Source organism: Shewanella sp. ZOR0012 (genome assembly GCF_000798835.1).
GTDB classification, from domain to species: domain Bacteria; phylum Pseudomonadota; class Gammaproteobacteria; order Enterobacterales; family Shewanellaceae; genus Shewanella; species Shewanella xiamenensis.
Window position 1 is genome coordinate 3,356,557 of sequence record NZ_JTLE01000094.1, and the last position, 8,803, is coordinate 3,365,359.

An 8,803-nucleotide genomic window follows, 5' to 3' on the forward strand; every position below is an offset into this window, starting at 1 on the left:
TTAGACTCTACCTCTAATTGGTCAAGCACACTAAAACGCCTATTGCCCCAAGCGACATCAGCATTAATTCAGCCTGTAAAATTTAACAACAGTGATTATGCAATCATCTTACTAAAAAAAGAGCACTATAGCTTTAACTCTGGAGCGCAATCTATCATATCAAACTACTGTAGTTTTATCGCAAACACACTCACATTGAGAGACTATCGCCATATTGCAGCTGAACGCGACAGTTTATTTGCACAACAAAAAAGAATTGAAAACAGTTTAGCGAAAGAAGGAAAATTGGCGGCAATTGGTCAACTTGCAGCCGGTGTTGCCCACGAATTAAATAACCCACTAGGATTTATTTATAGTAACTTGAACACGCTTGACGTGTACTTAAAAGATATCAACTCATTCATAAACGAAGTAAACAATACATATCCAGAAATTAATAAGTCCGTAAAAAAATATAAGCTTGACTTCATATTAAAAGACAGCATTGAATTAATTAATGAAAGTCAAGAAGGTGCTAGACGTGCTAGAGATATTATTAAAAACCTACGTAACTTCTCACATCCAGATGAACAAACCATATCAACTATAAACATAGTAAATCTTGTTGGAGATACGGTAAAGATAGCTAAAGTCAATCTAAAAAAACACATAAAAATAAATTTAACTCATCATTTAGAAAGTGCATTAGTCAAAGGAAACACAACACAACTAAGTCAAGTAATATTAAATATTATAAACAACTCCTATTATTCAATAAAACATCAAAAAGGATTAATTGAAATAGATATCACGAAGATAAATCATTGGATAAACATTGAAATAAAGGATAATGGGAACGGTATACATGAGACTGATATACCACATATCTTTGAACCTTTTTTTACAACAAAAGAAATTGGTGAAGGTACTGGGTTAGGGCTATCAATATCAAGAGCTATAGTAGAGCAACACAATGGATTTATTACTCTTGACTACACAGGGCCTTCGGGTACAAAATTTGTTATAGGTCTACCGGAGTCTAGCCATGCTAGCAATAATTAGAAGACATAATAAATCCATTAAGAAACATCGAATATTATTCTTATTATATTGTATTATCATTGGATTGGTTGCCAATTTATCAGTTGTAACCGTTCCAATTGCAGTACCTCTCAATATAGGCAATGTTGCAGCATTATTGATTCTAGCACGTTTAGGTCCCTTGTGGGCGTTAGTATGTTTTGTTTTTGTTGCATCTCCACTCCCCTCTTTTATTGCTATAATACTAAGCCTTATACAAGTGGTATTATTTAATATTTATATTAAAAAAAATAGCTCAAACACAACGCAAATTTCTGTGATTTATTTTTTAGCAGCTATTCTCGTTATAAAAATGTTTTCACTGGAAGCTATAAAGGATAATTTATCCTTCTTGATTATATATTGCTCTTTATCAACGGCATTATTTATTTGGAGTGTAAAAGCTGCACGTTTACTCCTTGCATTATATGTTAATAATGAGCAATTAAGAAAACAGTCATTGCAACATCAACTATCTTTTAGAGTCGGATTATACACAGCAATCCCTGCAACATTACTGATTACACTTGGTCTCAATGGACTGACGAGTTTAGAACTTGTGAAACAAATGGTTCATTATCAAAATGAAATTAACTCTCTTAAGGACAATATTGAGTTAAAACTAAAAGATTACATCGTAAAGATTGAAACTATTGTTAATACAACAGAAAAACAAGTTACCAAAAACACTTTAAAACTTCTTGTGGAACAATCTCCAGAATTTATATCTTCACTTGTAACAGATAATAATGGTATTGTTAGAGATTTCTACAAAGTTGATGCAAACACAAACAACATCGGCAACTTGAGCGTTGCAGACCGTCCCTATTTTTATTTGGTAAAACAAACAAAAACGTCTTTTATAAGTGATACCTTCAAAGGAAGATCACTCGGAGATGATCAATTATTTGCTGTAAGCACACCTATAATAAGAGAAAATAAATTTGATGGTGTACTACAATTAGCAATAAAACTTAATTCATTACTGACATTATTTGATAAACATATTGATAGTATTTCACATCGTATACTCATAGATAAATCAGGAAGAAAAGTATGGGGAAACAATGTAAGTGGTGATATCGGCAGTGTCTGGACTCGACCTAAAGATAGCGAGCCGATGAAAGATACATTTCTAAGAAAAAGTATATTCAACCCACTTAATCCTATTACATTTAGCAAAGATGCGCATCACTTTATCATCAATGAAAAAATAGGTTTAACTGGTTGGGAGTTATATTTTTTCATTGACACGAACGATCTCTTCATAAAACTTTCAATTTATTTTTTTCTTGCACTAGCCTTAATCACTATAATATTAGAAACATCTGTTAGATTATCAAAAAGATTTGTAAAAAACTACACACAGGCATTAGAGCAATTGGTAGATTACACTCAACAATGGGATGGCAAAACCTTAAATAGCAAAGCATTGAATCTGACTCAATCGGCGCTTGAAATTGACACTTTAGCGCATAGCTTTATAAATATGCAACGACGAGTAACTGGTGCTCACAACGCAACAATATCATCAATGAATGAGGTAAGACTTCTTAATGAAGAGTTAGAAGAAAGAGTTGAAAAACGAACAAGAGAATTAGAAGAAGAGCGCGATAAAGCAAATCATCTAGCGGCAATTAAAACTAGATTCCTTGCTAATATGAGCCATGAAATTCGTACTCCAATAACGATAATTAAAGGTTTCACTGAACAAATTTTACCCATTACCCATGGTGAAGTACATACTGCTCTTTGCAAAATTGAACAAAATACATCTCACCTTCAAAGTATAATTAATGACATTTTAGACGCGGCTAAAATTGATGAAGGAAAAATGTCTATAGCTGAGCAATCGGTTGCTATTGAACCGCTTTTAAACAGCTTAAGTGATGCATTAACTGTTTTAGCACATTCGAAAAATTTAACCACTCAGTTAGACATTAATCTATCAAATATTAAATATATAAAAACAGACCCTTATAGACTTAAGCAGATATTACTAAACTTTATTAGTAACGCAGTAAAGTTCACGCAAAAAGGTACTATAAAATTAGTTGCTAACATAACAGATAAAAATGAGTTATATATTGCAATTATCGACAACGGCATTGGTATTTCATCTGAACAAGCATCGAGTTTATTTCATGCATTTACTCAAGCAGACTCCAGTACCAGTAGAGATTATGGCGGTACAGGTCTAGGATTATTTATCAGTAAACAATTAGCTGATGCTATGTCTTTACAACTTAATATGCATAGTACAGTTGGGATTGGGTCTTGTTTCTCTATCACATTACCCGAAGAAAAATTAATTAATAACGTTGCCATAACGCATGATGAAATCAACATTATTCAAAATGACATCATAGACTGGAAAAAGAAAAGCATCTTATTTGTTGATGATGTAGAGGATATTAGAGACTTAGTAGCAATTTACCTAAAAGATACCGAAATAAGTATAGATTTTGGTGTCAATGGTGAAGAAGCAATACAATTAGCATCTCTAAAAAATTACGATCTGATCATATTAGACCAACAAATGCCAGTTATCGATGGACTTACCGCTGCAAATACAATAAGTGCGATGAATAAAAATATTCCTTTATTATTATTAAGTGCTGATATTTTTTATGATGACAGTGAAAAAAATAGCTCTTTCAACAAAAAAATCACAAAACCTTTTAGCAAACAACAGATCATTGATACCTTGCAATATTTTCTGGGAGAAAACCAATCAACATATAATAAGAAAAAAAAAGAAGATGACATATTAGATAATGATTTAACAATTGAATATCTAAAAACCTTACCTAATACATTGTCTTTATTAAAGCAACTTATCAATGATGGAGAAGTAAAAAAGTTAGGACATGAATTACATAAGCTAAAAGGAACAAGTGCGTGTTTAGGGCTTAGCAATATATCGTCATGTGCGGCTCATCTCAATGTGAAACTAAAAAATCGAATGATAACCCTAGATGAAATCAACGAATTGTCAACCGCTATAACGGATGCACTTTTAGCTGAAAATGAAAAATAATAGGATATAATATCAATGATAACACATGAGTCAGACCTAACACTCAAAAACATCAGCAGGAGTTAAGATTGGTAATATCACAGTGAAAGAAGTGCCCACACCTAAAGTAGAAGTGACTTTAATCTCACCTTTATGCTTTTGAACTATACTGTAGGATAATGATAAACCAAGCCCTGTGCCTGTTCCGACAGGTTTGGTGGTGTAAAAAGGTTCAAATATTTTACGTATATCTTGTGCTGCAATACCAGAACCAGTATCACGAATAACAATCATAAATTCTGATTCTGTCGCACTTACATCGATAGATATTTCACCTCTTTCCTCTATAGCTTGCGCAGCATTAACTAACAAATTAAGGAATACTTGATTAAGCTGCATTGGCTGACAATATAGCTCTGGCAAATTATCCTGGAAATTACGAAGAACAACAGCTTTATATTTAATTTGGTTAGCAGCAATTTTTAATGTATTTTCAATACCCTCTATTACATTAGCATATTGCCATTCACTACTATCTACATGAGAAAAAGACTTGAGGCTTTTCACTATTACGGCAACGCGATCTAATCCCTCAATCGATTCATTGATTAAATCAGGTAAATCTGAGCATATAAATTCAAACTGATGCCGCTTCAGCATATCTTGTTCAAGTGCAAAATAAGGCGGAGACCCAATCTTATGTACTAGTTTTTGATAAAAGCTAAGTAATTTTAATAACTTATCATTATAATCTTGTAAGCTTTGTAAATTTGAATTCACAAAACCAATTGGATTATTAATTTCATGAGCAACACCTGCAGCTAACTGCCCAATTGCGGCCATTTTTTCAGATTGTAATAATTGATTCTGAGCAGCCTCTAGTTTTTTATTGAGAAGACTCAGTGCAGTATGCTCTTGTTCCAATTGTTCAGAAAGGCATTTTTGTGCTTGGTAATAACTTGCAAGCTCAGTTACATCTTGCACAATTAAACAAACTGTTTTCACTTGATTATTTTCTATATCGAGCGGGAAAAACTCAATATTTTGGTACATAGCAGTCTCTTCACCTGTAATAGGCCGACTGCTACTAAAGTCAAATACATGTGGACGATGTTCCCAATATGAGAAACTGGCATTATTAAGCACAAAAACGCTATTAATTTTTTTCTGAAGAAATTTTGCGGCATCAGGGAATAACGCGAGTAAGTTATTTTCGTGTGTAACTGACTTATTATCGGTTGACAATCTATCGGTAAAAAATTCATTCCAGTAAATAATTTGATAAAACTCATCAACCACACAAATTCCAAGTGGTAAGCGTGAAGTAAGCTTCTGCAATAGCTGTGACTGACTCATAATTACTCCAGCAGCTGCTGTAGTTTCGCTAATAAAGTTTGAACTGATGCCTCTTCCAAACAGATCACAACTTTTGAGTCAAACTGACTCACTTCCACTTTAAACTCAACCTCCATCATTAAAGTACTTGCCCATCTATAGTGGTAATGCTGACTAGCCGCATTGTACATTGTCGGCATACTTAACTTTGCGTTTAATGAAAGTTGCTCAGCAAATCCGGTTAAACATGCACCAGCTAAAATATTGGCAAGTTCTAACAACAATTCATTTAACCGGTCTTGAGTAAGTGGCAGTTCATACTCCATTAATGTACCAATCGCATCGCAGCCCTGCTTAGATAGCGTTGAAATAACTTCACCTTTAATACTGCCTAAAAATGATTGGCGTGTGTACCACATTGCCTCGTCCGATAGCATAGAGACAAATTGTTCAGGAGTAACATCACTGATTTTAGGAATTGATAGTGTAATTTTCGCTTCGATTAAACGAGCAAGTGAATTAGCTGCTTGCCCCATAGAAATATTCATCAATTCCTGGAGCGCGTCTCGCTGTTCTTCAGATAGCAACATATTCATATTAGCCCCACATCGAAAAGTGCTTCTCTTAACTGTGCGGGTTGTAACGGTTTTTGTAAGAAACGAAAAGCACCTAGGGAATCAACTAACAATTTAGCTTCTGGCTGTATATCTGCACTTATCACAATCACAACCGTCTTTGATTGTTGTTCATGAAGACATTTAAGTACTCCAAATCCATCAAGTTCAGGCATGGTCAGGTCAAGAAATAGTACCTCAGCCTTACCTGAATTAGCTGCTTCTAGGGCCTCTTTTCCATTGCACGCTTCAGTGATCTCAACATCCCAGTCCTCCGGTAAAGCTCGTCTTACCGCTTTTCTGGACATTAAAGAATCATCAGCAATTGTGACAGGTATTGGCATAGCATCACCTCATGAGTGTCTCATCTGTCTTATATTAGTCGTTATTCACTATGCGTCAATGTTAAGCGCTAATAATAAGAATCTTAGTAGAACCTTCAGCACAATGATTTTCTAGATAAGGTTCAACTTAAAAAATAACTCATGCCAAAACAACAAACTAGTAAAACTATTCCACCGTCTTGATTGTATTCCAGTTGCTTTCAGGATGAAAATTTAGCTAAACACTAAATTGAAGCTTTGGCCAGGCTAAAAGAAATAGATAAACAGCTGGTTTTAAATGAATGCGAGTAGCAATATTGGGATAAAACCACATAGCCAATATGACCAGTTTATTTGAGATATTAGGGCGCGTTGGCAACGTTTCAGAGTGGTTTGTTGCAGCAGTTTGGCTGGTTGTGCGAGGCAAAGTCCGTACTGCATAGTTAAGCTACATAAAACTAAGATAACTCAGCAGAAATATCAGCCAAATACTGCCCGAAGAGTTCATTCTGGCAAGACTTTTCTCTTTACTTTCAGTGATTAGAGACGCTGGTAATTTGAGTAAAATAACGACCCATATTTACTCGCTTCGCGAGCAGCACTTGCTCAAACGAACAAAATTGAATCTTAAAATATCAACATTCTTTAGACGGTAGCCACTAGTGGTTTACTGATATCGCAAATGAAAAAGCCTCATCAAATGATGAGGCTTTTTCCTATTTGGCGGAGCGGACGGGACTCGAACCCGCGACCCCCGGCGTGACAGGCCGTGCAGATATGGTTTTAGAGCGTTACCTATTTTACATAAAATGTTGTCAATTGATTTAATTAACATTATTTGCATGACCATCGGACTGTACATTAACGACTATTAACTACAACTTGGTGGTCACGGTCACGAAAACCAGCCTTTCAACTGATCAACATTTGATCAGTTCTGAAGCTAAAAAGATGAGTTTTACATATCCTGCAGTTAGGAGTGTATTCGTGACCGTGTCTCCGAAATCGATAAAAATAAAGTCGTAGGAGTAAAGCATCTCGATATCTCCCATCATCCTCGATAACAACCTACTGCCGATTCAATATGCTCAACTTGAAGTAAGAGTAATCATCCTATTTTTAATGGACGTTAGACGTAGAAGATTACGGGCTTTGTTTCCTAAAAGCACAAATATCTACAGAGTACTTCCTGAGCGGCCAGCATGGCGTTTAAAACCCTTGTTTCATCGTCAGTCGTTTATCTGTAATCAGAATATTATTTTGATTTAAACCCAAAAAACATTGGATTTCACTATTAGGAAACAAAGTCAAGATTACGTTATTAAAGCCTATTTATATTTCAATGGTATTCCACCAATTGTTTTTTTTGGTCGTTCATTATTCCCATAATGTCGCATGCTCTTGTACCTCGGCAATACTGCTGAATAAATATTGGTTTAGCCACTCGTAGCGCACTGTACGGTTATATCGCTCAACATATGCATGGCTTTGTTACCTAAATCGAGTCAGCGAACAAAACTCTCATCATTGTTCAAATATCAAGCTATATAGTGGGTTTCAGGCATACCTAGCCCAGTAAGTTTGTTCAAAGCCCTAATCATCGCGTGAGCTTCTCCCACCTGAGCGTTATAATTCCGAATGCTCAACGTGCCTCCTAGCAGTTGTTTTATCCTGTACATAGCGGTTTATGAGATTGAGCGGCGATGATAACCATACCGTTTTTTCCACTGCTTATTTGAGCCATGAAGTTGTTGCCAACTGACGGCTAAGTTACGTGGATGTCCTGGTTCCCAGAGTGCAGCACCTTCCCTCGGTGGGGTCAGCACTAAAGCGCGTTTTCGACGAACGGCATCATGACAGGCTCCCGTGTCTTAAGCACAATCACCTAAGATATTGCGGATTTTTCGATGGGTTTGTTTGAGCAAATCCGGCATGACTTCAGCGTCGGTCACATTTGATAAGCTGAGTTCTGTACCTATGATCTCGTGAGTATGTGTATCAACGGCAATATGCAGTTTACGCCACACTCGGTGCTTTCCATCTGTGCCATATTTCTTCACTTTCCACTCACCTTCGCCATAGACTTTCAAGCCTGTCGAGTCGATAGCTAAGTGCTCAATGGCGCCGCGAGTCTTGGTTTTAAAAGCAATATTGACCGTTTTCGCGCGTTTACTGATACAGGGGTAATGCGGGAAAGAAAATGGGATATCACCCAGTTTAAACACCTAATTAATGAAGCCCTGTAAGGCTCTCAGTGGCATAGAGAAAACACGCTTAACCATCAACGCAGTGGTAATGGCTAAGTCGTTAAATAATTGAGGGCGACCTTTCTTGGGCGGCTCGACCTTGGCTTTCCACTTACCAATTGCATCCTTATCAATCCAGAAGGTAAGTGAACCGCGGTTGATTAAGGCTTGGTTGTATTGCTTCCAGTTGGTTGTTTTATAGCGAGG

5 protein-coding genes and 2 pseudogenes are annotated in these 8,803 nt (G+C 36.0%); 2 read left to right on the forward strand and 5 right to left on the reverse strand.

Going from position 1 to position 8,803, the window contains the following annotated elements; translation table 11 throughout:
- Together L976_RS16340 and L976_RS16345 are read left to right on the forward strand one after the other, a co-directional pair.
- A partial coding sequence (locus L976_RS16340) for a sensor histidine kinase (RefSeq protein ID WP_156143261.1) occupies positions 1-1,041 on the forward strand: 1,041 nt, incomplete at its 5' end.
- Positions 1,025-4,099 carry a hybrid sensor histidine kinase/response regulator gene (locus tag L976_RS16345; protein WP_047538449.1) on the forward strand — a complete coding sequence of 1,025 codons (3,075 nt, stop codon included), beginning with the start codon at positions 1,025-1,027 and terminating at the stop codon, positions 4,097-4,099. The genes L976_RS16340 and L976_RS16345, both read left to right, overlap by 17 nt.
- A gap of 36 nt (positions 4,100-4,135) precedes the next feature.
- Here L976_RS16345 and L976_RS16350 read toward each other — a convergent pair whose 3' ends face one another.
- The 5 genes and pseudogenes from L976_RS16350 to L976_RS16365 all read right to left on the reverse strand — a co-directional run.
- Complete coding sequence (locus L976_RS16350; RefSeq protein WP_037419123.1) at positions 4,136-5,434, reverse strand: sensor histidine kinase; 1,299 nt, start codon at positions 5,432-5,434, stop codon at positions 4,136-4,138.
- Between the two features lie 2 nt (positions 5,435-5,436).
- Complete coding sequence (locus tag L976_RS16355; RefSeq protein WP_037419126.1) at positions 5,437-6,009, reverse strand: chemotaxis protein CheC; 573 nt, start codon at positions 6,007-6,009, stop codon at positions 5,437-5,439.
- Complete coding sequence (locus tag L976_RS16360; RefSeq protein WP_037419128.1) at positions 6,006-6,371, reverse strand: response regulator; 366 nt, start codon at positions 6,369-6,371, stop codon at positions 6,006-6,008. Before L976_RS16360 ends, L976_RS16355 begins: the two co-directional genes overlap by 4 nt.
- 1,307 nt (positions 6,372-7,678) lie before the next feature.
- Positions 7,679-7,841: pseudogene (locus tag L976_RS22905) on the reverse strand (integrase core domain-containing protein); the annotation flags it as partial.
- A gap of 47 nt (positions 7,842-7,888) precedes the next feature.
- Positions 7,889-8,803: pseudogene (locus L976_RS16365) on the reverse strand (IS5 family transposase); the annotation flags it as partial.

What these genes read in the sequence shown, in the direction of transcription:
- L976_RS16345 (WP_047538449.1), top strand. Translation starts at nt 1,025, where the DNA reads ATGCTAGCAATAATTAGAAGACATAATAAATCCATTAAGAAACATCGA.
- L976_RS16350 (WP_037419123.1), bottom strand. Translation starts at nt 5,434, where the DNA reads ATGAGTCAGTCACAGCTATTGCAGAAGCTTACTTCACGCTTACCACTT.
- L976_RS16355 (WP_037419126.1), bottom strand. Translation starts at nt 6,009, where the DNA reads ATGAATATGTTGCTATCTGAAGAACAGCGAGACGCGCTCCAGGAATTG.
- L976_RS16360 (WP_037419128.1), bottom strand. Translation starts at nt 6,371, where the DNA reads ATGCCAATACCTGTCACAATTGCTGATGATTCTTTAATGTCCAGAAAA.